The 22935-nt window shown below is 44.4% G+C and carries 33 protein-coding genes and 1 pseudogene; all 34 read left to right on the top strand.

The window, feature by feature from the left end:
* The first annotated feature begins 149 nt into the window (after positions 1–149).
* Positions 150–380: a hypothetical protein gene (locus M1E86_RS13040; protein ID WP_105881078.1), complete on the top strand. Its 231-nt coding sequence runs from the start codon at positions 150–152 to the stop codon at positions 378–380.
* The gene (locus M1E86_RS13035) at positions 377–673 is read left to right on the top strand and encodes a hypothetical protein (RefSeq protein ID WP_105881077.1); all 297 of its coding nucleotides are present in this window, start codon (positions 377–379) and stop codon (positions 671–673) included. Before M1E86_RS13040 ends, M1E86_RS13035 begins: the two co-directional genes overlap by 4 nt.
* Positions 666–1199 (top strand): hypothetical protein, encoded by a 534-nt coding sequence (locus M1E86_RS13030; RefSeq protein ID WP_213914324.1) that lies wholly within the window; start codon positions 666–668, stop codon positions 1197–1199. Before M1E86_RS13035 ends, M1E86_RS13030 begins: the two co-directional genes overlap by 8 nt.
* 404 nt (positions 1200–1603) lie before the next feature.
* Positions 1604–1777 (top strand): DUF7167 family protein, encoded by a 174-nt coding sequence (locus tag M1E86_RS13025; protein ID WP_239978835.1) that lies wholly within the window; start codon positions 1604–1606, stop codon positions 1775–1777.
* A gap of 10 nt (positions 1778–1787) precedes the next feature.
* Positions 1788–2042: a hypothetical protein gene (locus M1E86_RS13020; RefSeq protein ID WP_239978834.1), complete on the top strand. Its 255-nt coding sequence runs from the start codon at positions 1788–1790 to the stop codon at positions 2040–2042.
* Positions 2035–2289, top strand: coding sequence for a hypothetical protein (locus tag M1E86_RS13015; protein WP_239978833.1), 255 nt, complete (start codon positions 2035–2037; stop codon positions 2287–2289). Before M1E86_RS13020 ends, M1E86_RS13015 begins: the two co-directional genes overlap by 8 nt.
* A gap of 83 nt (positions 2290–2372) precedes the next feature.
* Entirely contained in the window at positions 2373–2711 is a 339-nt protein-coding gene (locus tag M1E86_RS13010) for a hypothetical protein (RefSeq protein ID WP_239978832.1), read from the top strand.
* A gap of 76 nt (positions 2712–2787) precedes the next feature.
* Positions 2788–3381 carry a DUF1367 family protein gene (locus M1E86_RS13005; RefSeq protein ID WP_272686845.1) on the top strand — a complete coding sequence of 198 codons (594 nt, stop codon included), beginning with the start codon at positions 2788–2790 and terminating at the stop codon, positions 3379–3381.
* Between the two features lie 11 nt (positions 3382–3392).
* On the top strand, positions 3393–3707 hold the full coding sequence (locus tag M1E86_RS13000) for a Ref family recombination enhancement nuclease (RefSeq protein ID WP_426099127.1): 315 nt from the start codon (positions 3393–3395) through the stop codon (positions 3705–3707).
* The gene (locus M1E86_RS12995; protein ID WP_198633286.1) at positions 3695–4225 is read left to right on the top strand and encodes an antiterminator Q family protein; all 531 of its coding nucleotides are present in this window, start codon (positions 3695–3697) and stop codon (positions 4223–4225) included. Before M1E86_RS13000 ends, M1E86_RS12995 begins: the two co-directional genes overlap by 13 nt.
* A gap of 164 nt (positions 4226–4389) precedes the next feature.
* Positions 4390–4584: a hypothetical protein gene (locus M1E86_RS12990; RefSeq protein ID WP_004912042.1), complete on the top strand. Its 195-nt coding sequence runs from the start codon at positions 4390–4392 to the stop codon at positions 4582–4584.
* Between the two features lie 143 nt (positions 4585–4727).
* A pseudogene (locus M1E86_RS12985) lies at positions 4728–5782 on the top strand (DNA-methyltransferase).
* 38 nt (positions 5783–5820) lie between these two features.
* Entirely contained in the window at positions 5821–6090 is a 270-nt protein-coding gene (locus M1E86_RS12980; RefSeq protein ID WP_004912034.1) for an HP1 family phage holin, read from the top strand.
* Positions 6090–6560, top strand: coding sequence for a lysozyme (locus M1E86_RS12975; RefSeq protein WP_131680599.1), 471 nt, complete (start codon positions 6090–6092; stop codon positions 6558–6560). The genes M1E86_RS12980 and M1E86_RS12975 overlap by 1 nt, the downstream gene beginning before the upstream one ends.
* Positions 6542–6715, top strand: a complete 174-nt coding sequence (locus M1E86_RS12970; RefSeq protein ID WP_165568276.1) for a hypothetical protein — start codon at positions 6542–6544, stop codon at positions 6713–6715. The genes M1E86_RS12975 and M1E86_RS12970 overlap by 19 nt, the downstream gene beginning before the upstream one ends.
* 20 nt (positions 6716–6735) lie before the next feature.
* Entirely contained in the window at positions 6736–7185 is a 450-nt protein-coding gene (locus tag M1E86_RS12965; protein WP_226537931.1) for a lysis protein, read from the top strand.
* 522 nt (positions 7186–7707) lie between these two features.
* Complete coding sequence (locus tag M1E86_RS12960; RefSeq protein WP_105881062.1) at positions 7708–7947, top strand: hypothetical protein; 240 nt, start codon at positions 7708–7710, stop codon at positions 7945–7947.
* 114 nt (positions 7948–8061) lie between these two features.
* Positions 8062–8799 carry a terminase small subunit gene (locus tag M1E86_RS12955; protein WP_426099126.1) on the top strand — a complete coding sequence of 246 codons (738 nt, stop codon included), beginning with the start codon at positions 8062–8064 and terminating at the stop codon, positions 8797–8799.
* Between the two features lie 62 nt (positions 8800–8861).
* Complete coding sequence (locus M1E86_RS12950; RefSeq protein WP_181469340.1) at positions 8862–10097, top strand: PBSX family phage terminase large subunit; 1236 nt, start codon at positions 8862–8864, stop codon at positions 10095–10097.
* Between the two features lie 4 nt (positions 10098–10101).
* Positions 10102–11604 carry a DUF1073 domain-containing protein gene (locus M1E86_RS12945; protein WP_213913131.1) on the top strand — a complete coding sequence of 501 codons (1503 nt, stop codon included), beginning with the start codon at positions 10102–10104 and terminating at the stop codon, positions 11602–11604.
* Between the two features lie 37 nt (positions 11605–11641).
* A complete protein-coding gene (locus M1E86_RS12940) occupies positions 11642–12370 on the top strand; it encodes a phage minor head protein (RefSeq protein WP_213913230.1) in 729 nt (242 codons plus the stop codon).
* Positions 12367–13623, top strand: a complete 1257-nt coding sequence (locus tag M1E86_RS12935) for a DUF2213 domain-containing protein (protein WP_213913132.1) — start codon at positions 12367–12369, stop codon at positions 13621–13623. The genes M1E86_RS12940 and M1E86_RS12935 overlap by 4 nt, the downstream gene beginning before the upstream one ends.
* Positions 13623–14120 carry a structural cement protein Gp24 gene (locus M1E86_RS12930; protein WP_213913133.1) on the top strand — a complete coding sequence of 166 codons (498 nt, stop codon included), beginning with the start codon at positions 13623–13625 and terminating at the stop codon, positions 14118–14120. Before M1E86_RS12935 ends, M1E86_RS12930 begins: the two co-directional genes overlap by 1 nt.
* Entirely contained in the window at positions 14120–15187 is a 1068-nt protein-coding gene (locus M1E86_RS12925) for a major capsid family protein (RefSeq protein WP_426099125.1), read from the top strand. Before M1E86_RS12930 ends, M1E86_RS12925 begins: the two co-directional genes overlap by 1 nt.
* Before the next feature lie 54 nt (positions 15188–15241).
* Positions 15242–15583: a hypothetical protein gene (locus M1E86_RS12920; RefSeq protein WP_166264726.1), complete on the top strand. Its 342-nt coding sequence runs from the start codon at positions 15242–15244 to the stop codon at positions 15581–15583.
* Between the two features lie 2 nt (positions 15584–15585).
* Complete coding sequence (locus tag M1E86_RS12915) at positions 15586–16017, top strand: DUF4054 domain-containing protein (RefSeq protein ID WP_125892466.1); 432 nt, start codon at positions 15586–15588, stop codon at positions 16015–16017.
* Entirely contained in the window at positions 16017–16475 is a 459-nt protein-coding gene (locus tag M1E86_RS12910) for a hypothetical protein (RefSeq protein WP_213913135.1), read from the top strand. The genes M1E86_RS12915 and M1E86_RS12910 overlap by 1 nt, the downstream gene beginning before the upstream one ends.
* On the top strand, positions 16475–16843 hold the full coding sequence (locus M1E86_RS12905; protein ID WP_213913136.1) for a phage collar protein: 369 nt from the start codon (positions 16475–16477) through the stop codon (positions 16841–16843). Before M1E86_RS12910 ends, M1E86_RS12905 begins: the two co-directional genes overlap by 1 nt.
* On the top strand, positions 16833–17348 hold the full coding sequence (locus M1E86_RS12900; RefSeq protein ID WP_213913137.1) for a phage gateway protein: 516 nt from the start codon (positions 16833–16835) through the stop codon (positions 17346–17348). The genes M1E86_RS12905 and M1E86_RS12900 overlap by 11 nt, the downstream gene beginning before the upstream one ends.
* A 9-nt stretch (positions 17349–17357) precedes the next feature.
* A complete protein-coding gene (locus M1E86_RS12895; RefSeq protein WP_213913138.1) occupies positions 17358–18845 on the top strand; it encodes a DUF3383 domain-containing protein in 1488 nt (495 codons plus the stop codon).
* A gap of 9 nt (positions 18846–18854) precedes the next feature.
* The gene (locus tag M1E86_RS12890) at positions 18855–19307 is read left to right on the top strand and encodes a phage tail fiber protein (RefSeq protein ID WP_068445366.1); all 453 of its coding nucleotides are present in this window, start codon (positions 18855–18857) and stop codon (positions 19305–19307) included.
* A 49-nt stretch (positions 19308–19356) separates the two neighbouring features.
* Positions 19357–19815 carry a hypothetical protein gene (locus M1E86_RS12885; protein ID WP_125892375.1) on the top strand — a complete coding sequence of 153 codons (459 nt, stop codon included), beginning with the start codon at positions 19357–19359 and terminating at the stop codon, positions 19813–19815.
* An 82-nt stretch (positions 19816–19897) separates the two neighbouring features.
* The gene (locus tag M1E86_RS12880) at positions 19898–22408 is read left to right on the top strand and encodes a hypothetical protein (protein WP_426099124.1); all 2511 of its coding nucleotides are present in this window, start codon (positions 19898–19900) and stop codon (positions 22406–22408) included.
* A complete protein-coding gene (locus M1E86_RS12875) occupies positions 22405–22932 on the top strand; it encodes a phage baseplate protein (protein ID WP_213913139.1) in 528 nt (175 codons plus the stop codon). Before M1E86_RS12880 ends, M1E86_RS12875 begins: the two co-directional genes overlap by 4 nt.
* Positions 22933–22935: the final 3 nt, after the last annotated feature.

The raw sequence follows: 22935 nt of genomic DNA, 5'->3' as shown, positions 1-22935 counted from the left end.
GAGTCACTCGTCCGGAGCAATCATCCTATATTGCCCGATGATGGTTTGGACCATTCTCCGTGCCACATTGAACGCTTTAATTCTGCTGCAAGGGCAAGAACCAAAGCACCTTATCAACCCGAGCTAAAACCTCAAAAGCCGAGGTGATTATGTCGGGTAAATATTTACCTGATGGATTACCGCATAACCGTGCTTTATGGCCAGAAGAATATCGCGAACTGGAGCAGCTTGATTTATTCGCTAGCCGACTAATTCGGCAACTGAAAAATCGAAAGATTCATAGGGAACGAATACTGGTTGAAATTGAAAAAGTACCTGAGGTACATCGGGAATTTTTTAGAGATAGGTTAAATCATTGGCGTGAGGAGATGAAGGTATGAGTAGCAAACCAACCAAACTATTACAGCATTTTAAATATGATAAATGCGTCAAAATGTGCGAGGAAGGCTGGCGGGTAGTTCGTGAACAAGAAGAGTCCACGGTATGTAAGGTTCACTCACTAACAGGGAAAAAACGCAGTTTAATACAGAAGAAAAATCGCTACTTTTTAGAAAATAGTGAAGGTAAACAAGTTTATATATCAAAGCAGACTGCAGAGTCATTGTGTTTTTTACAACGTACAACTTTATCAAAAATTCCTATGACCAACACAGGGGTAAATATCGATGAATAACGCCAGTATTACTCATGAAAGCTTTGATTTTAAGAATATGAATTGTTCACTCCATGGACTGAATGAGCATTGCCAATCATCCGATAGCCTTATTGCTGTTATTGATGGAGATGCACAACAAGTGGTCATGATTGAATGCCACCCTGTAAAAACTAACGAGGTAAGTATGAAAAATAAAGTACAAATTGGCTGTGATTATCAAGGCCATGACTTTGGCGCACATTATTTAGATAGTCAGTGTTTTGATGGCTACTTATGGGATATGGACGCTTGCGATGGTAGCGGTAATTTATATGAACCAATGGAAACTATTCCATGCCCTAAATGTAATTCAGATGCATGGTTAGAAAATTATCGCTGGTTGTTTATCAATGATGGCGCTAACCATGGCTGTACAGGTTTACCATTCAACAAAATTGGACGCCTATATATTAACGAAGAAATTAGAGCCAAGCCCGGCGCAGTTAAGAAAATATACCGCTGGTTAAAGCGTGGTTATTACTATGGATTAAAGAATCGCCACTAGCTCGCAGGGATGCAATGAAAAAAACCGCCGACTTAGACGGTATAATTACTACAAGGGAATTAATCATTAAATGAAGCTTACACGTGGCTTCGATAACCAAATTACACTAATACAAACAAATAGATACTTTTATTTGGATAATTCGCAAAAAAATGCCGCCACGGAGCGGACGGCAAGGGATTGTCTAGATATGTTTATAGTTTCTCTGTGTAAGCAATTTAAGCATAGTTAAGGCATGGAATTTAGCAAGGAAGCTAGATAAAAAAATGCCGACACAGGGAGGTCGGCGAAAATTGCACAGCTTGTTACTACTCTTTCGGGCTTAAGTGTAGAAGGTAAATAAGTGTTTGCCATGAAACGTTTTAATCCTATCGATTAAATAGATGCAATGAAGAGGAATGAATATGAGTAAGCAAATGGTTTTAGTTGCAAGGACAAATAAGGTTGGCTCTGACTCTGAAACAGGTTTAGGAATGACCGAAGATGAATGGAACCAATTAACTGAATCTGAGCAGGGTGTAATTGTTAGTGATGCAATAGAGTCACTTATTGATTACTGGGTACAGCCAGAAGATTAAAGGTGGAGTGATGGATAAATCAAGGCAGCAATTTGATAGGGAACAAATGAAATTAGGCGTTCTATATGCTCGCAATCATTTGATAAGTGCATACTTTGCAAACTTTATTAATTGTGAAGAAAAGCAGTTCGCTTACATGATGGCTCAATTAACTCATGTAGCTAAAGAATCAATTGATATTGAATTAATGATGAGTAGTGTTCTTGCATGTAATGAGCAAGCTGAAGAATGGATTAAAACCGCACTGGAGCAAAAAAATGAATAAAGAGATATTGGAAATAGCGAAGCATTTAAAAAATAAAATAAACTCTGGTGAGGGCGTTGATGAATATAACTGGCAAGACATAATTGATGTATGCAATGAACTAGAGCGCATTAATAACTTAGAGCCTGTTGTTTATGCATCAGAGAAAGATATTTCAGATTTGAAAGTATTCACTTATTTGTTTGCAGAAAAACAAAGTTCAGAATCAGTCAATATCCCGCTCTATCGGCTAGACAAACGATTCTAAAGAGGCAAGACCAATGCTAAAAACATATTTAGTTTTTATATTTATCTGGTGTGTCGTTGTTACTGTAATAGGAGTTTCATTCAATGGCTAAGTCGCCAGCGGAACGCAAAGCTGAACAACGTAAGCGGCAAAAGGAATCAGGCGTTACTAAAATAGAGTTATTTCTTGATGAGCAAGAATTAGCAATGCTTCAAAGAAATTGCGCATTACGTAGACCAGGAAGAGAGCCATATGATATCGCTGAATATCTCTCAATGTTGATTAGAATTGATGACTGTTCAGTTATATCATTAATTACAGAATTAAATAATAGGCGCTGTAAAAAGTGCAATGAACAACTACCGGTGGCTAAGTGTTGTCTCGGTGGTAGTTCTGAGTGCTGGACTACACAAGGCTGGCATGAATTGAAACTGGTTATATAACCATACTTACTATATAATTTACTTATTGGTCTGAACACCCAATCTTAACACTTGCTGTGTCTACTGAGAGAAACGTATGGCACAGCATAGCTTTATCAAAATGTCTAACGACACTCTTGTACCGGCTAATCCCGCTGCGAGAGATTTTTTGCATTCCAAAATCAAGTGTGGTGATGTGCTTTCGGCTGATTTCAAGAAAGCTCGTAACCCACGTTTCCACCGTAAATACTTCGCACTACTCAATCTAGGGTATGAATACTGGGAACCAACCGGTGGCACTATTTCGCCTGAAGAAAAAGAGTTGGTTCGTGGTTACGTTAAATTCCTCGCTTACTATACCGATAACGATGATGCCCTCCAGTCAGCTGCAGATATTTACCTCGATGAGATAGCACAGAAACGCGCTCACAATATTTCAGCGACCAAATCCTTTGATGCTTTTCGCTACTGGGTAGTCGAGCAATCTGGTCATTATGAAACCTTTGAAATGCCGGACGGTAGCTTACGCCGTGTAGCCAAATCAATCAGCTTCGCCAAAATGGATGACCTAGCCTTTGGCGAACTCTACAAAGCCGCTCTCGATGTGCTTTGGAACTTCATTCTATTCCGTAAATTCCCCACCCAAGAAGCTGCTGAAAATGCTGCGGCTCAGTTATTAGACTTTACTTAGAGGCAAGACCAATGACCAAAAAATCAAAGACCAAAGAAGATAAACAATGGCTATCAGATGTAGCGGAACTCGGCTGTATTTGCTGCCGAAATATGGGGTATGGAGCAAGTCCCGCGGAAATTCATCATGTAAGAACGGGGCAGGGAATGGCACAGAGAGCTAGTCATAGAGATGTCTTGCCATTATGTCCGCCTCATCACAGACCTACTTATGATACTGGCTTTCATGCAGCGCCTAAAACATGGCAGGAAATTCACGGTACCGAAATCGAGTTACTCGAGCAAACCAAAAGAGAAGTCATGGAGCTGCGCGCATGTCGAGTATAAAAAGTATTTCTGATGGGCTGGTATTAGACAAAGAGCGTGAGGCATGGTTACAAAATTGGTTAACTCGATTTGGTACATGGGTTCACAGTGGTCGAATTGATAAACGTCAAACTAGTATGATCGCTCAATTCATGGAGAGGGTAGAAAGGCGTGATTATCCCGATAGGCCCACATGCAGTGATGATGATGGTTTGCTTATTCAGCGAGTGGTTGACAGTATTTACCGTATAGATGTTAAGGCATTTGATATGTTACTTAGTCGGTATGCTTATTGTGCATCAGATAGGGCAATAGCGCGTCTCTATCATGAAAATAGTGAACCAAGAATTATGGCGCGAAGAAATGGAATGCTAAGGGAGAGAAAACCTTCAATGTCTACTTGTCGACGAGAGGTGGAGGAAATATTAAAGGCAGCTGAATATTTATTGTACCAACCGCTGGTAGATGCATTTAAAAATAGAGAAAAAGAGGTAATATTGAAGCGAAATAGCAAAAATGTGTTGACTTTCTTGAACTAATGAGCCACTATTTTAAGGTAAGTTGCCATTTTAGTAACTTCACCAACTAACCCAGCCAATGCGCTGGGTTTTTTGCTTTCTAAACCAAGTAAAGCTTGCTGTCACCTTTGCTCAGAGTTACATGTGTATTCACGACCAATAAACGACCAAAGGTATGAAATATCATGTTAAAACATAATAGTATGACAGAAGAGGCAAAGCTTGTTTTAAATGCGGTTACAGGTGAACCTGCGACAGTCGGTGAAGTTTCTCAATTTACTGAACTAACAAATTCTTGTTGTCAGTTAATACTGACACAGCTTTCAATGGCTGGACTTATCAAAGAAAACGTCAAAGAAAAAACATATCAAAATATCTAAATCTGTGAAAATGGGCGACTGTAAAAGTGTTGGTAGCACTCTTACAGTCATTCGCCCGTTCCGCGAGATCACGGACAAACTAAAGCCCACCGCTTATGTGCACAAAGCATGGTGAAGCTTATCAAAAAAGGTTTCCCTGATCTATGAAAAATACTGTGAATTTAAACAGTGTCAATTTAGTTAATGATGACTCTCTCAGCTACATAAAAACACTTCCAGACAACTGTATCGATTTAATTGCAACTGACCCGCCATACTTTCAAGTAAAGTCGTGTAGTTGGGATAATCAATGGGAAAATGTCACTGCATATTTATCTTGGCTTGATGAAATGCTGGCAGAGTTTTGGCGCGTTTTGAAGCCAAACGGTAGCTTATATATGTTCTGTGGCTCAAAGCTTGCTGCAGATACTGAGTTGTTATTGAGAGTACGCTTTAACGTCTTGAATCATATCATATGGACAAAGCCATCAGGGCCGTGGCGTAGAGCATGCAAAGCTGACCTACGCAGTTTCTTTCCAAGTACTGAAAGAATTCTTTTCGCTGAACATTATCAAAGCCCATACAAAGGTAAAAGTAGTGATTATTTACAGCAATGTAAGCAGCTAAAAGAAAACGTGCTCAAGCCTTTGATTGAGTATTTCAAGCAGTCGCGTGAATCGCTTGGGATAACAGCGAAAGAAATAAAGCAAGTAACCGGCAAGCAAATGGCGTCTCATTGGTTCAGCTACAGCCAATGGCAATTACCTAATGAGTCTGATTACCAAAAGCTACAAGAATTATTTCACCATGTAGCAAGTGAAAAACACAGTGAAAACCCGTTAAATCGAAGTCATTCAGATTTAGCAGAAACTCAAGTAACACTACACTTAACCGCGAATATAGAGAGCTTGCTGAGCAGTATCAACTGTTACGCCGTACTTTCTCGGTTACTGTTGATGTTCCTTATACAGATGTGTGGACATATCCGCCTGTGCAATATTACCCGGGCAAACACCCTTGCGAAAAACCTTCAGCGATGATGGAACACATTATCAATAGTAGTAGCCGTGAAGGTGATGTTGTAGCCGATTTCTTTATGGGCTCAGGTGCAACAATAAAAGCAGCATTAAAACTTAATCGTCGAGTTATAGGTGTTGAACTAGAAGCCGACAGATTTGAGCAAACCAAAGCGGAGATAAGTAAAACCTCCAATTTCTAATTTTCAATTAACTCGGGCACTCCGTAGGGGGTGAATTTATGCGTATGGATAAATATAGCAACGCAGCCTACGGTAGTGCTGGGCTTACAGCATTTTTCGCGAGCTTATCGCTTTATGAATGGGGCTTCATTATCGGGATGGCATTTAGCATTATCCTAGGTCTAGCGACTTTCTTCATGAACAGACGAGAGCAGCGAAAGCGAACTCGTTTATTTGAAGATCTGGTTAACAAGACTGACCCACAAAACCCCTCAGCTACTGCACGAAAAGCCGCCGAACTTATGGCGAAAGCACCTAAGGATATCTAATGTCACTCAAACAAAAATTAACTGTGCTTGTTGGTGCAGGGGCTTCGGCTATCGCTTTAACGGTGATTGCGTATTTTGAAGGTGTTAGGTATGAGCCGTATGAAGATGTGGGTGGGGTTTTAACAGTTTGCTATGGGCATACGGGAAAGGACATTGTTCCCAACAAAGTTTATTCAAAAGAAGAATGCAACGAGCTGTTAGAACTGGATTTTATGAGAACTAAACTGCAGGTCGATCGTCTGGTTAAAGTTCCTGTCAACGAACACACAAAAGCCGCGCTGTATTCATTTGCATTCAATGTTGGTACTGGCGCGTTCGCTAAGTCCACCCTGCTTAAAAAGTTAAATGCGGGTGATCAATATGGCGCTTGTGAAGAGCTTAAAAAGTGGGTTTATGCTGGTGGTAAGGTATGGCGTGGACTTGTAAACCGTCGAGAAGCGGAGGCTGCTATATGTCATGGAAACCTATAGTAGCTGTAATTTGCTTTATGCTACTCGCGATATCAATTATTGCTTTTGGTGCTTACCGTATGACAGATAACACATGCGGCATAGATAAGGTCAGTTTAGAAAAACGCTGCCAGAAAGCTATCGATCACTATAAAGGTCGGCAAGTTAATTTTTAATCTTCTCTATGGTAACCGGCATGAATAAAGTTAGAGCATTGTTATTTATCGCAGCATGGGTAGCCATATGGGGAATGTGGATACAACACGAAAGGATAGGTGAGCTAAACACCAAGAATGCCGAACTACTCGTTGAGCTTACAGAGCAAGTCAAAATTAATGAAGATTACCAAGAACGTATCCAATCCCTTCATCAACTCGATACTAAACATACTCAGGAATTAGCTAATGCAAAGATTGAAATTGATAAGCTGCGTATTGCTGCTGAGCGTAATCCTGAACGGGTGTACATCAAAGCCAGTTGTAAAAAAGCCGAAAGCCTTACCCCCTCCGGCATGGATGATGCAATCTCCGCCAGACCTACTGACTCCGCTATCCGAAATTATTGGTTACTCAGAGAGCGAATTGTAAAATTAACACGAATGGTATTAGGGCTGCAAGATTATATTAGAACGGAGTGTTCACAGTGACTTACTCTGAGTTGATTAAAGATGCCTATTTAGAGATAGCCAAGAAAGCAATACGGGAAATTGAACAACAACGACAGGTGATGAAATAAAAAAAGCCCACACAGGGTAGGCTAAGCACATCTGTTGAACAAATGAATATCATATTAAATATAGTTAACGTATTCAAAATATGCAAGCGAATAATGAGCCTCTGAGAAATCAGGGGCTTTTTAATGGCTTCTTCGCAATTAAGTGAGGTGGTCTCTATCTTGCTGACGGGTAAGCCGTAAGCGACTACGCATTTCACCCTGTGCCACGCTCGGCACGAACACACCAAAGAACCTTTCAGGATAAGCCTTGAGGATAACCAGTAGTGGTTTGGTTAACCCTCAGAAATGCATAGGTTGGCGGCGTAAAATTGCGCTTTGTTTGTAAATCAATAAATTACCGATGCACTAAAAGTTGCATCTACTGAATAGGTCGCTCAGCGGCCTTTTTTATGATGTAATAGTGCTAATTAACCCAACAAATGAGGTATAAGTGATGAATGAGCCAGACGATTTAATTAAGCACTTACCTTGGACTGGCGCTGCATTGAAAGTCGCACTGGTAATGACAGTAGAAACAATGAAGCTAACCCCAGAGGAAGCTGAGGGGCAGAACATTACTGTTGTAGTTGGCCCATTCGCAAGACCATACAGAGAAATAATGGCAATAGCCGAAGAGTATGGTGAAAGGGAAATCCCTAAATCAATGTGCGATATGCCGCTAGACATTAAATAAATAACAAGAACTCACAATGACCCGCCAAGTGCGGGTTTTTTATTGAGGGAAATAGCTAATCAGAAAGTTTATTCCTACAAGTAGACTTTCTAATGGGCTAAGGAGATAAAGACGATGGCTAAACCGGATTGGGGGACGCTACAGCAACAGTTCCTCACCGAACATGCTAAATCAGGAATATCCCCTAAAGAATGGTGTGAAGAACAAGGGTTAAAATACTCGACTGCTAAGCGCTACATTAAGATTGCGAATGGAAGTGCGAATTCGCAAAAAAAAAGTGCGAATGAAACTGCGAATAAAAGAATTCGCAAAACTGAGCAAAGTACACTTAGCACTAATGCTACTCAAAACGAACAACCTGATAATTCGCAGAATGATACCCAAGAAAAGCAGGGGTTGATTAAGCCTCAGCATGAATCATTTGCGCAGAATATCGCACAGGGAATGACTCAGAAAGATGCTGCAATTTGTGCTGGCTACTCTCCGAGTAATTCAGAATCCCAAGCAGCAGTATTAATTCGGCGCCCCGATGTTCGCAGACGCATTAGAGAGTTGCGCCAAGAGGCTGCGTTACTTGTTTCATTCAATGCTAAAGATTTGGCTGACCTTTCATTCAAAGCGGCTAAAGACGCCCTGCAAGATAAAAAATTTGGACAGGTGGCGCCCAATATAAAAAACGCCGCACAGCTAACCGGTATAGAAATGAGCACCAATAAAACAGAGGTGAACGTTGATTTAGCCGGGTTAAGCTATGGAAAGGTTTGTATCGTTACTCCAGCTACGTGCCCTCCTGAAGTTTGGGATGCGCACATGGAGAGGTTACGAGAGGGAAAGCAGAGCACCCAACAATAATAGATGGCGTTCTTTATTCGTTTAGTAGCGATTGGGTTCCTTCGGTTCTATACGATAAGCCGATTGGTTCAGTTCGTTGGCGCTGGACTTATGGCGGGCGTGGTGGTGGTAAATCCGTAGAGATTGCCCGAGCGCTTGTATTGTTGGGTGCTAATGAGTCAATGACGATACTTTGCGCTCGTGAGTTCCAAAATTCTATTAGTGATTCCGTATTGGCATTATTAGAGTCAGAAATCTACAGCCTTGGTTTGTCTCACTTCTATAAAGTGAAGAATAATGAAATTGAAGGGCTGAACGGAACTCGATTTACCTTTAAAGGGCTACGCAACAACATCAACAGCATTAAATCGATGCATGGTATTCGTGTTTGTTGGGTAGAAGAAGCGCAAACAGTATCACAAGATAGTTGGGATATTTTAGGCCCTACTGTTCGAGCTAATAAATCTGAAGTGTGGGTATCGTTTAATCCCCGCGAAGAAAAAGATCCTACTTATAAATTGATGAAGCGCCATGAGGCTGACCCACCCGATGGTGGCGTTATTATTTTTCGTGTCAATTACGGTGAAAATGCCTTTTTTCCTGATGTACTTCGCCATGAGATGGAATATTGCAAACGCGTTGATTATGAAGCCTATGAACATGTTTGGTTAGGGCTTCCTAAGGCAATTAGTGAGGCGGTTATTTTTTCCGGTAAGTATCGGGAGGAAATGTTCCCAGATGATTTGTGGCAGAAAGCGGATCGCTTACTTTTTGGTGGTGACTTTGGTTTTGCAACTGATCCTAGCACATTAATTCGATGTTTCATTATCGGACGTAAATTGTATATCGAATATGAAGCATATGGGGTAGGTGTAGAACTTAATGACATGTGGAAGTTTTATGCTGGTAAAGAGGGTGCTACAGACAAGCAATTGGAGCATTGGTTAGATTCCGACAATAAGAAATTCAGAGGTATCCCTGAGTCAAGAAAATGGCCCATAAAAGCTGATAACTCTAGACCAGAAACCATTAGCCATATTAAAGGGCAAGGTTTTAACATTTCAGCAGCCAAAAAATGGCAAGGAAGTGTTGAGGATGGAATTACTTATTTAAAGGGTTTTGAAGAGATCATTATTCACCCTAGATGTAAACATATGCTTGAAGAAGCACGCTTGTACTCATATAAGGTTGATCGCATGACTGGTGACGTATTACCAGTCGTACAGGATAAGCACAATCACTGTTGGGATGCTGTGAGATATAGCTTAGACGGATATATCAAGCGTAAGACAGGCGGTTTCTTTACAACCAAGAGGTAATTCTATGTGGCCGTTTAAAAGGCGAAAAATTGCAGAGCAGATTGCACCGCCTAAGCGGTCAGCATTCACAACTGATTTGTATCCTGCGCTAGCAAAAGAAAACGGGTTTAACGGGTTAGATTTGCCTCAGCCGATGATTAACGGTGTGGGGATGGACAGTATTGATACTTCCGTTCCCTCATTTAAAGGCGAGCAAGTTTATGGCGTGCCTGAGTCACAGGCGGCTTGGTATGCGAGCCAAATGTTTATTGGCAACAATATGTGCGCCATCATTGCGAAACATTGGCTAGTGGATAAGGCTTGTAATATGCCTGCTCGTGATGCTATTCGCCAAGGGTATGATATTGATTGCGATAATGACGATGACAGCGCTATCAGTAAAAAGCTGCGTAAACGCGATAAAAAGTATCGCATACAGCATCATATGAAAGAGTTGATTCACTTTGGGCGCGTGTATGGCGGTCGATTAGCACTGTTTGTGGTGGAAACCTCAAACCCGAAAGAGTGGTATGAAAATCCGTTTAATCTCGATGGCGTGACCAAAGGAATGTACAAGGGGATCAAGCAAATTGACCCACAATGGGTAACGCCTGATTTAACAGACTCCAATATCCAAGACCCTGCTAGCATGGATTTTTACGACCCCACGTATTATGTGATTGGTGGTCGTAAATACCATAAATCGCACTTTGTTAAGTTTGTCCCGTTCCCCGTGCCTAACGTGCTAAAGCCGCTTTATAACTATTTTGGTGTATCCGTGCCAGAGCGTATTTATGAGCGGGTCTACGCATCCGAACGTACCGCCAATGAAGCGCCACAACTGGCGATGACTAAACGGTTATTGACTATTGGTATGGCAGACCCTGAAGGTGCGGATAAGAACACCATTCAGGAAAACATGCTTTATTTTATGGAGATGCGCGATAACTATGGCGTGCAAGTGATGGGGAAAGAGGACGTTGCACAGCAGTTCGACACCTCGTTAGCGGATTTAGACGCCACCATTATGACGCAATACCAGTTAGTCGCAGCGGCGGCAAACGTGCCTGCAACTAAGTTACTCGGTACCACGCCGAAGGGCTTTAATGCGACGGGTGAGTATGAAGAGTCGAACTATCGTGAAGAGCTGGAAAGCGTCCAATCAAATGACTTAGAAGAACTTTTGCAGCGTCATTACGACATGTTGATGCGTAGCGAAGAATTACCGCTGACTGAAATATCGGTGACATGGGCGCCACTCGATAGCCCAACGGCGGCAGAGAGTGCCGATATTGAGTTGAAATCAGCTCAGACGGATGCAGCTCTAGCAGCTACGGGTGCCATTGATGGGTTAGATATCCGTAAAAAACTCGCAGCTGATAAAGAGTCGAGCTATTACGGCATTGATGTAAATGAGGGCGATTATGTCGAGACGAATACGAGTCCGAACGAAAAAGGCGAAGTGGGCAACCTCCCGCCAAGCGGTATTGAAGGGCAAGCCCCTGCAGTATTCAGCAGCGTCATCTAGCCGTTATCAACGTGAGATGTCACGGTTAATCAGCTCAATGATTAAAGACTATGAAAACGTATTTAGTGAATTGACGGAGGATTTTGACGGCGCCACGATGGATGCCAGCATTGCGAGTCAAACACGGATTTGGCTCAACCGGTTAAAACGCAAGTGGGATAAAATCTTTAATACGCAGTCTAGCGCCATGGCCGATAAGTTTGTTTCCCAAGTCAATATCGGTGCGCAGCGTAATTTAGACGACTCCCTTAAACAGCTCTCTGGCGGTATCACAATCAAAACTCCTGCAATGCCAGAAGCGTTAAAAGACCGAATGATAGCCGCCACGGCTGAAAATGTTTCCCTGATTAAATCGATCCCTAGCCAATTTCATCAACGTATCGAAAGTACCGCCCTACGCTCTATCTCACAAAGGGGTGAGGGTGCGAAAACCTTATTAGATGAAATCAGGCACACTGGCAGCGTCACAGAAAGCCGAGCGAATTTTATCGCGGTTGACCAAACACGAAAAATCACGACTGCGGCAAACTATGAGCGCATGAAATCAGCGGGAATTCGTAAGGCTATTTGGCATCACTCTGGTGGAAGCGCTGAACCTAGAGAATGGCATCTACAGCTGGATGGTGAAGTGTTTGATTTAGACAACCCACCGATTATTGACCCAAAAACGGGCGAACGTGGATTGCCGGGTCAATTACCTAACTGTAAATGCTTTTGGACGCCTGTTATCGATTTTAGTGGGGAAGAAAGTGGCGAGGAGACATGACAAAACGAACCTATGACAACAACGGCTGGCTCGAAGTGACAGATAACCCCATCTCTAAAGTTGGGGTTTTTGATTATTTGGGGGCGGAAATTGGTGCTCCGGATCCAGACAAAATCTATCGTGTGTTACGCCCACCGGAGGAACTCGCTAGCGAAGCCACGATTAACTCTTTCAAACTCACTCCGTTCATCATTGAACATGAAATGTTAGGCAAGCACGCGACCCCAGCGGAGAAAAAAGGCATTCAAGGGGTGATTGGTGAGAATGTCTATTTTGACCCGCCGTATCTTAGAGCCAATATCAAAATCTTTTCAGATGTGGCGCTTAGCAATATCGACAGCGGCAAAATTGATCTTTCACCGGGTTATCGCAGTAAATATGAATTCACCTCAGGCATTTATGAAGGCCAACACTATGACGCCATTCAGCGTCATCTACGTGGCAATCACCTCGCATTAGTCGATGAAGGGCGAACCGGCCCTGACGTCGCTGTGCAAGATCACCTCGTTATCACTATCGACACAAAGGAACTTATTCGCATGAACGAAGAAGAAAACAAAGAGAAGCAAACCGCTGATGAAGGTGCGTTTACAGCGGAGCAAGTCACTGCGCTGAAAAGCATTATTGCAGAAGTGATTGCACAAACTAAGCCTTCAACCGATGAAAACCCGGAAGAAGAAAAGAAATCTACTGATGCTGACCCCGAAGAAGAACAAAAAGCGGAAGAAGCCGTGGCAGCCGCCGAAGTTGCAGCGGAAGAAGCCACAACCGGTACACCTGAAGCCGTAGAAGCGGCCGAGGTGGCAATTGAGACAGCGGTTGAAGCGATTGAAGAAGCGAAAGAGCATCTCGACCAAGCGACAACTGACAGCTTAAATCGTCGCATCAAACGCTTGAAAAACGGTATCGGCACAATGGATGAGATTGCATCCTTAAAACGCAAGATTAAGCGTTTGGAAGCATCAAAGCCCACCATGGACACAGGCGCACTGCTAAAGCAAATCGGCGAGCGTGATTCGTTAGCTCATAAGTTGACCCCGTTCCTTGGCGTATTTGACCATGCCGCCATGACCAAGCAGCAAGTAGCGGAGTATGGCGTTGATAAGCTTGGTATTCAATGCGGTAAGGGTAATGAAGCCATTGCACTCGATGCGTGGATGCAAGGGCGTGTGCCGGATTCACAAAAAGCCACGGTGACGATGGACTCTGCGGTTAGCAATCAATCAATTATGGATAAATGGGGAGCGAAATAATGGCAATTCCTAAATCAGTGGCGCATGGCTTAACGTCTGGCGTAGTGGGTGAAATCAGCCATGCAGGGCCTATTCGTGCCGTTGCCGCCATTCTCAGCTCAGCGGATGAAAAACAAAATATCTTTGGTCGAGCCTACACCTACAAAGATGATTCTGTGGAGTCTGTGCAAGTGGGCGGCAAAGGGGCGTTCGCGGGGATCATGATTAACCCGAAATCCTATCGTGTTGAAGTACCGTATGCGAAAAACGGCACCCAAGGTGAGTTTTTAGCGATGGGTGAGGTGTATGTCGAACTAAGCGATGACGAAGGCAAAATCAATGATCCCGTCGTATTCAGCGAAACGGACGGTTCGTTATCGGCTAAAGGTACGGTAGGTACAGGTGAGCGCGTGATTGGCTTTGTCAGTCGTCACCTATCATCAACTGACACACCGCATTTAAGCGTTATTCGCTTAACCGAAATTCCATATCCAGCAGCAGTAAAGGAAGGTGAATAATGCCAGTTAGCAAGCAAAAGTTTTATATGTCTGGCCGTGATATTAAAAAACATGGCCAATTGAATATTACCCCTGAACAAAAGTGGACGTACCGAGAGTTAGACCAAATTGGTTTTGGTGGTTTGGCATCGATGGACTCCGCGATCACGGGCGCAGCGATGCAAGGGGGATTAATTCAGCGTGAAATGTTGCAACACGTTCTTCCTGGTCTCATTCGCACCGCAACCCGTGTTCGTGTGTTAGATGAAATCACCGGTGTATTGAATGCGGGTGAATGGCACGATGAGGAAATCATTCTGAACGTGGCAACACCAACCGGTAAGGCTGAACTTTACGGCGACCATACCAACGTGCCGTTAGCGTCTTACATTCAAGACCAAGAACGTCGTGGTATCGTGCGTTTTGAACAAGGTTTTCAAGTCGGCAAGTTAGAAGAAGCGCGCCAATCTGCAGCTGGGTTTGAAGCCGCTGCGGAAAAACGTAATTCAGCGACAGAATCCTTAGAGCAAGGACGTGAGCGGATTGGTTACTATGGGTTTAATAGCCCTGAAACCCGTGTATTTGGTTTGATGAATGAACCGAATCTACCGGCTTATGAAACCGCATCGAAAAAATGGAAGGGCGGCACGTTTGCCGATATCACCCAAGATATTACCGATATGTTCTCGCGCATTGAAATGAGTTCAGGTGGGATTATCAAAGACGATATCGCGATCACATTGACGTTACCGCTAGGCTACCGTTCAACGCTCAATGTCGCTAACCCTGTGGCGCGTGGTGAAACGGTGTATCAATGGGTAAAAGAGAACTATCCAAACCTGCGCTTTGTGTTCTCTCCTGAATTTATCGGGGCGAATGGTGGTGCGGATGTGGCGTATATGTTCGCAGATACCATCGATGATGGTTCAACTGCAACCAGCGCGACCATTTTACAAGTGGAGCCGGTTAAGTATCAATTGTTGGGCTCACAAGCGCAAATCAAAGGGTATTTAGAGGATGCGACCAACGCAACCGCGGGTGTTTTTGTTACCCGACCTTGGGCCATTACTCGTCTCACAGGCATCTAACCTGACCACTTTTTTTTACGCCCTCAAATGAGGGCTTTTTTATCGGAGAAAGCCATGTCTCTCTATGTCTATTGCACGCTATCCAATGACCAAAACTATTCGGTCACCGATGGCAAAGTATTTATTGCCGGTCAAGCCAATATCATGACCAAGCATATGTATACCCCGCGAGGGCGTGTCACGGAAATCAGCGACGAACAATACGCCCAGCTTAAAGATAACCACGTTTTTCAGTTACATAAAGAAAACGGCTTTATCAGTGTTGAAAACCGCAAAGAAGACCCTGAAAAAGTGGCCACCAATATGGAAGCCAGCGATAAGTCAGCGCCAGATACTGTGGAATCATTGGAAGCGGCTAAACAGGAAGTTCCGAAAAATAACAAAAAGGGTAAATGATGATGGATGCGAGCACATTTCCCCTAACGTCATTTCGTGTGCTCTATCCATCATTTAATGGTGTGAGTGATGATGACATTTATATTATTGCTCAATCTGCCCTGAACTATTTTTCGCCCTGTCGCGGCGTTTGCACAAACGAACTGTGGATGTTGGTTGTTGCTCATATGCTATCACTGCGAAAGTGGATTGCGGATGATGAATCCCCAACCGGTGTTGTGACTAGTGTGACTATCGATAAAGTCAGCGTGTCATTCTCTGCGCCCCCTGCGGGTTCTGATTGGTCACACTGGTTCAAAATGACCACATATGGCCAACAGTTCTTAGCACTCATTAAGCGCTGTAGCGTACCGCAATATATTGGTGGCGCAGGCGAACGCTCGGCATTTCGTGGCGTGGGTGGGCGATTTACGCGCGGGGGGCGGTTACGCTAATGACGAAACTCGCTCAGTTGAAGAAAGTCTATGATGAACTAGGTAAGAAACAGCTTAAAGTGGGTTTCTTTGAGCATTCGAAGTATCCTGATGGTACGCCCATTGCGTATGTTGCTGCTATTCAGGAGTTGGGTTATCCCGCCGGTGGTATTCCTCCTCGTCCTTTTTTACGCCCAACGATGAGTGACAAAAAAACGGAGTATGGCCAGTTAATATTCCGCATGGCTAAAGCCGCTGCGAGTGGCAATATCACCGTCAATGATGGGCTAATCCAAGTTGGCGCAAAAGCCGCAAGTGATGTGAAGTTAGCTATCAAAGCGGTAACCACACCTGCATTAGATGATGCTACAGTGAAAACTCGTGCGCGGCGGCATAGCAAAGGCAAATCGACAAATAAGCCCTTAGTTGACACGGGGCAGATGTTACAGGCCGTCAGTTTTACCGTGGAGGATAAGTAATGTTCGGAAATTTACACCGTATCGCTTCCCGCTATATTCCTCAGCAAACAGCCCAGTGGTTTCGTTTTAAAGGCCGAACGCCCGATGAGCGAGGGCATGACCAAAACCAATATTATGAACCGGTTGATATTCGCGGGAGCTGGCAAGCCGTCGATACCCAAGATGCTCAATCAATGGGCTTTGATTCGAACTCTATCTATCGCCGTTTTTATACCTCCCATGATATCAAAGGCATTCAGCGTGGTACTTCACCGGATTATCTTGTTTTTAATGGCAAGAAATATGATGTGATGGGGGATTCGGATTGGTACGAGCAGGACGGCTGGAAATCGGTGATATGCATTGAGGTAGGGACTTATGACGGATAATGACGTTGATATTGCGATCCGCAAACAGTTATTACGGCAGCTGGCCGAAGTCGGTATTGATATCCCTGTGAAAGCGGGTTTTCAATCCACCAAGCAAGGCCGTGAAGATAATATGGTGATGTTCTTTTCCATCAATGAAAGTGGGCATGGTTGGCAAGGTCGCAATTACAATGTCCAAGGTAACAATGCCAATCACCAAGAAAACCAGTTATCGGAAAAAACGTACCAAGTTCAGGCACTCATTACCCAATTAGGCCCATATACCGCCAATGATATTACCGCCATTGCTCGAATGGTTGTCAATTCATTGCCTTTTGTGACCACACTGAGAAAGCAAGGTATTGGTGTACAACGGGCAACATCCGTTCGCCAGCCTTACTTTGTGAACGACCATGGTGACTACGAACAAAACCCCTCGTTTGATTTTAATGTGACGTTTAAACGCTCTCTCTTCCCTGATACAGCGGCCATAAGTGCGCTCTATCCTGATATCCACCGCATATAAGGTTTTATTATGCCAATTAAACAAACTCGATACGTTGATATCGCATCGGCGGTTATTGGCGCGTCTGCTGTTCCGATGCGTAAATTAACCGGTCGCCTATTTTCCACTAATCCCAAAATTCCCGCAGGTAAAGTTTTAGAGTTCGCCAGTGGTCAGGTTGATGATTTACTGGGTGTTGATTCTCCCGAAGCTCACTTTGCACGACAATATTTTAGCTATGTCAGCCCCGCACCCGTTAGCAAGCCTAAAGAGCTGCAAATTGCATCTTTTGAGCCGGTTGGGCGAGCGCCTACGCTATTTGGGACAAAAGCCGCCGCATTAGCGGATTTAAAAATTATTGCGGATGGAACGCTATCTGTCACGATCGGCACGGTGACCAAAAGCTACAAAGACATTGATTTGTCAGAAGCGAAGTCCTATGCGGATATTGCGTCCACCATTCAAGCAAAGCTCAATGCAGAAAGAGAACCGCAATTTTCTAGTAGCTATTTGACGTTTAATTCACTCGATAGCGCCTTTGAGCTGAGTGGCGGTGTGCAAGAACGCGCATCCATTAGTGTTGAATATTCGGTGCTAGCGAATGCCATGGGGCTGTCTTCCGGTACGGCATCTGAAGGTAACCCCGCACAAACGCCGCTTGAAGCGTTTATGGTTGCCGAGCAAGTATCCGATTCATTCGGCAGTGCGACATTCTTGGATGAATTGACGTTAGAGCAAGCAGTGCCATTGGCGCAGTATGTATCGGGTGAGAACGTCAAATACCAGTTGCACATTAGTGTTAGCGAAAAGCAGGTTGAAGATTTTAGCGCAGCATTGATGGGAACTGCTTCCGTGGGGTTAAACCTCAAAACGGATACTAACTATTTTATTCAAACCTTACCCATGGCCGTTATGGCGGCGACGGATTATGACCGCACGAATGCCACGACAAACTACATGTTTCGCCAGCTAGGTGTGACGTTCCCTGCGCAAGTGACCACAGATAAAGCGGCTGACCGATTCGATAAGCTGCGCGTGAACTATTACGGTGAAACCGCGATAGCCGGCTCACAAATTCGTTTCTATCAGCGGGGCTTCTTGTGCGGTGGTGCGTCTAATCCACTGGATATGAGTGTTCACGCCAATGAACAATGGCTAAAAGCCTATATCGCTCAGCAGTGGTTTAACGTGCTATTGGCCACACGGGGCGTTCCTGCCAATAAAGACGGTGAGGCTAGAGCCTTGATGGTGATTGCTGGTGCGGTCACGAAAGCGATTAATAACGGCACGATTTTAGCCGGCAAAACGCTGAGCGATGTGCAAAAGCTTGCTATTGCGGATGCATCGGGTGATGACCTCGCGTGGTATGACGTACAGGATAAAGGCTATTGGTATAACGCGCAGATTGTTGAAAATACGGGGGAAAGCGACTTGCCTGAGTATGTCATGAAATACGTGCTGATTTACGGCAAAGGCGATTGGGTTCGCAAAGTCGAAGGCTCACATAATTTAGTCTAGGAGTAGAACATGCATGATGTATCTGCAACCGGCTTGAGTTTTACCATTCAAGCCAGCAAAACCTTTCCCACTGGGATTTTAATTACCGCCTTTGCTGACGATGCTGATCCACTGGATTTACCGGCTGTCGATATTGCACAAACGGGTATGGATATTAACGGTAACTTGGTGAGTTGGTCTACACCAACACCACAAACCGTCACGATTAACGTATTGGCCGGTAGCGAAGAAGATCAAAACTTGTCTATTTTGCTCGAGGCCAATACCGCGAAAAAAGGGCGCCGACACGCAGGGGATATCATTACCTTTGTGGCGTCTTACGGCGATGGCTCAACGGTCACGGCGCGTAACGGCAAAATTACCAATGGCAGTCGAGGCAACTCTGCCGCCTCTGCAGGACGTTTGAAATCTAAAGCCTATACCTTTGTGTTTCAAGATTTTGATAGTACGCGCATTCGTTAATTCATTTCAATTTATGGCGGGGTTCCCGCCTTTTTTATCGGTGTTCACCATGCTTATAAAACCTAAAGAAGTGGCTATCAAAGACGTTGATGGCCTTGAAAAGTTGTTTGTGATTAGTCGCCTACCCGCTACAGTCGGGCGTGAAATCCTAGCCAAATATCCGTTATCCAACGCGCCCAAAATTGGTGACTATGAGGTCAGCAAAGAGGCTATGCTGAAAATGATGGCCTATGTGTGCGTTACTATCGATGGTGAAGAAGTCCCCCTTAAAACACAAACACTTATTGATAACCATGTGCCTGATGGCGAATCGTTGATCCGCTTAGAGTTGGAAATGTTGAAATATAACACCAGTTTTTTCGGCAACGACGGGAGCCAAGGTTTCCTCCACTTCCTGCTCAGCAAGGTAAGCGGTTCACTCCCGTCGATTATAAAAACGCTGATGGGTTCTTTGCCGTCATCGTCAGCGAACGCCTCGCCACCTTCACCGAACTCAAAACCTCAATAGATTTAGAAGAAGCAATGGACCTATGGGAAATTGCCATTACTAACCGTTATAACGAAGCCCTTGCGGCTTCAAAGGATCGCTAATGTCATTAATGGATACCTTTGTGCAGGTCTTTGAGTTTGATACAAGGCAAGCGGATGGGGCATTTAAAAAGGTGCAACGTTCGACCGATGACATTATCGATGGCATGAAACAAACCCAACAGGCGGCGCAGCAAAGTTCACTGACCATCGGGAGTGTAATGACAGAGCTTTGGCAATCACTGCAGGGGCTGTCGACCGAACATGCCATTCAGTTTACAACCAATGCCAGCGAGGTTAGTGCTGAGACAAGCCACATCGTGGATAGGTTAGATGCGGTGAGCTCATCATTAAGCGCATTGGATGAGCAACGGCAAAATACAGACACAGCTTGGGTCTTTGCGGGGGATACGCTAGGGGAGTGGGGGCAATCACTGCAAGCTGAAATCAGCCAACTGAAAAATGATCTCGGCTCGTTATCGGTGGGTGACCAAAAAAACGCATTAGAACAGGTAAAAGGCTCAGTCAGTGAGTATGTTAACGAGCTGCAAAAAATCCCGACCACCACGGCCGATGGCGTCGCAGAAATTGAACGTGTAATGGCAGACTTACGGCAATCGGTGCAAGGCTTATCAGTTGAACATTCGATTGATTTTGTCACTAATGCAGATGAGGTTATTGCCCAAACAGGCTCGGTTAAAACACAGTTAGAGACAGTAACAGATTCGATGGCCAACCTTGAGGCACAGCGGTCAATATCTGATGCAGGCATGCAATCCACTCAGGTTGTTTTAGGTGAGCTCGATACAAACTACCAGGCACTGCAGCAAAATGTTATTCAACTTAATCAAGGTGTCACCGACCTCACGTTAGCTGAACACCAAGGTATCACCACGAAGCAATTATCTAATGCCATTATTCAAGCACTGCAAGGTAATTACAGTGAGTTAATTCGCCTTGTGAACACGATGAAAGTGAAGGGAATTGAAGCGGCGACCAGTGAAATTAAAGCGCAGCAATCGGTGCAAAAAGCCCTTGAGAATACCGAAACCAAATATCAGCAAGCTGGTAATACGGTTATGTCGTTTGCCAAAAAGGCATTAGGGGCGGTTGGTTTACTGATGGGGGCGACTGCCTTGGTGGGGGAGTCAATTTCACGTTCGGCTGATATTGAAACCCTCGACAAACTGGGTAAAAAAATCAATGTAGCGACTGCCGATGTGGACGCTTTCGCGGGTTCAATGGCTGAACTGGGCGGTACGCGTGATGCGGCTCAAGCGGATTTATCTGCGATGGCCAAATCGTTTGGTTTTGCGAAAAACACTATGGAAAAAGTGCTTCAGACTGCCGATAAAGTGCAGGGCATGAAGTTTGATAAAGCCAAGGCAACGCTTTTGGGACTGGGCGTAACAGATGATAAAACCGTCGAGCTGATGATGAAAGGCCGCAAAGAACTCGAGCGCATGATGGGCATTCAAAAAGAATACTCAGGCATCAACAAAGAGAGTATTGAACAATCCATCAAATTCAACAAAGCCATGCAAGGCTTTAAGCAATCATCAGGTTTACTGAAAAACAGCTTCTTAGAAATGGTGATCCCGATTTTAACCAAAGGGTTAGAGTGGATTAACCGCTTTGTGAGCTTTTGCAAAGAAAACAAATCGCTCATTGTGGGGTTCTTTATTGCGATAGGTTCGGCTATTGCGGTGTTTTATGTGCCTGCCATGTTATCAGCTGCGGCAGCGACCTTGGCAGCAACATGGCCTATCTTGGCGATTATCGCGGTTATTGCCTTACTGGCTGCGGCGTTTGCCCTAGTCTATGACGATATCATGAATTTTATTGACGGTAATGATTCGATGATAGGGCGTATTTTGGATGAATACCCCGAACTTAAAGCCGTCATTATTGCGTTGTGGGAAGCGTTTAAAGCCTTCTTTGATTTTGTCATGGCTTTGTCTCAAGTCGTCGCCGATGTGGCGGTGGCTGCTTTTAACTTTATTGTTGATGGTGGCAAGCAGTTATGGGTATGGCTCTCGGGGTTTATTCGCGATTTAGCGGATTGGGGCAAGCAATTTGAAGGGGTCTTTACGGTGGCTTCTGATGCCGTTGTAGGGATTTTTAAGTGGTTATGGGCGCAAATCAAACAGTATTTAAGTTGGATTAATGACGGCTTAGAAGCGATTAAAAATGGCTGGAGCACGGTCAAAGGGTGGTTTGGTTTTGAGGATGCACAAGTGACTCAAACGGTTGAACGCAAAATCACGACTGACGGCACGATAGAGCACCAAATCCCCGAACAGCCCAAGTTATCTGGAGAAGATACTGCGTTGTTAGTGAAAGGGCTGAGCCAACAAATTAACGGTATGTCGGCTAATCCAATTAACCCGATGACCAGCCAAGCCATCAGTAATCAATCCAGTACCACCAATGAAACTAACTTGTCGATTGGTGAAATCAAAGTGGAAACCCAAGCGACGGACGCGCAAGGAATGGCGAATGGCACGAAAGATGCGCTGCAATCCCAGCTACAAGATTTAGCCCATCAAACCAGTTCGGGGGTAAGCAAATGATCACCGAGGTGAAAATCTTCAATATCGATAACTTTTCGACGTTATTTGAAACGGCCAATCCGATTCAAATTAACGTCCGTGATGAACACAAAGCAACACAATTTACCGTTGAGTCGGGGGAAACACGCAGTGACCATGTGGTAGTTCAGCCCGTTGAAATTGGCATGGATTTAATTTTAGCTGGCGAAATGAAAAGCGCCTTTGAAACCCTACAGCAAGCCTACGATAAACATCAGTTAGTGGGTATCCAAACGCGGGTGAAAACCTACCAACCGATGCTGTTAGTGAATCTCTATCACGATGAAACTCCAGAGATGGCCGATGCGATTAAACTCTCGCTGCGCTTTACGGAGTGGCGAACGGTTGAGCCAGAATATGGCGACCTACCGCCCCGCAAGGTGGCAAAAAAAGAGCAATCGAGCACGGTGAATCGCGGGAAAGTGCAAACGTCCACGGTACCGGACAAAAAGAAAAAATCGGCAGCAACCAAAATTGCTGACGGTGAATTGACGTTAGGGTGGTGACCC

Source organism: Providencia sp. PROV200, from assembly GCF_049901995.1.
In the GTDB taxonomy this organism is placed as follows: Bacteria; Pseudomonadota; Gammaproteobacteria; order Enterobacterales; family Enterobacteriaceae; genus Providencia; species Providencia rettgeri_E.
The sequence above is the reverse complement of the archived record's forward strand: the minus strand, read 5'-3'. Positions and strand labels throughout refer to the sequence as shown.